The sequence below is a fragment of the Rhodococcus sp. T2V genome, from assembly GCF_029269925.1.
Lineage (GTDB): Bacteria > Actinomycetota > Actinomycetes > Mycobacteriales > Mycobacteriaceae > Rhodococcus_F > Rhodococcus_F koreensis.
Map to the genome: position 1 here is coordinate 1 of NZ_JARJBD010000333.1, position 818 is coordinate 818.

1 protein-coding gene is annotated in these 818 nt (G+C 71.9%); it reads right to left on the reverse strand.

What is annotated here, in order from left to right:
• The coding region (locus P3H15_RS54215) for a WS/DGAT domain-containing protein (protein WP_276144859.1) at positions 1 to 818 on the reverse strand (818 nt) is incomplete at both ends.

Below are 818 nucleotides of genomic sequence, written 5' to 3' on the forward strand. Positions count from 1 at the left end.
GTCGAGGTGGTCGAGCATGGGGTGCAGATCCGGGACGGTGCGGCGGCAGCCGGTGAGGCCGAAGACGATCTGGTCGTCGCTGCTGGTGCAGGTGATGTTGAGTGCCTGCCCGGTGGTGGGGATCGAGAGCGGGTAGAGGGATTCGAGGCGGGCGCCGTTCCAGTACAACGGGGTTCGCGGTCCGGCGACGTTGGAGATGACGACGTTGAACGGCGGGCGCAGCGGCCCCCGTCGGCCGAGGAACATCTCGACTCCGAGCGGGGCGGCGCCGAGGGCGCTCATCGCGAGCACCTGGGCGGGGCTCATCGCCTGCAGCGCGGCCTTGCCCTCGTTCATGCAGTTGCGCACCGTCTCGAGGCGGTGCGCGGGGTCGGGAAGGTGGGTGGCCAGGTTGCACATGAGCACTCCCACCCGGTTGCCTCCGGGAGTGCGGTCACCGGTTCCGGTCTCCGGCGCGCGCAGCGACACGGGGACCATCGCGATCAGCGGGTTGTCCGGCAACGCGTCGCGGGTGTGCAGGTAGGCCCGCAGGGTGCCCGCGCACATCGTCAGCACGATGTCGTTGATGGTGGCGTCGGCGTGCTTGGCCAGCAGCCGGATCCGTTCGATGGGGAACGACCGGGCGGCGACGTGACGGGCCCCGCTGATCGGCACGTTGAACAGGGTGTGCGGCGCGGTGAGCGAGACCGCCCCACCCTTGCCGTGCAAGGCGCGGTCCACGGTGCCCAACGCCGCGGGCAGCAGTCCGGCCACCTCGCCTGCCGCGGCGCGGGCCGCGTCCCACGCCATGGCCGGAAGCGCGGAGCCGGGACCGGTCG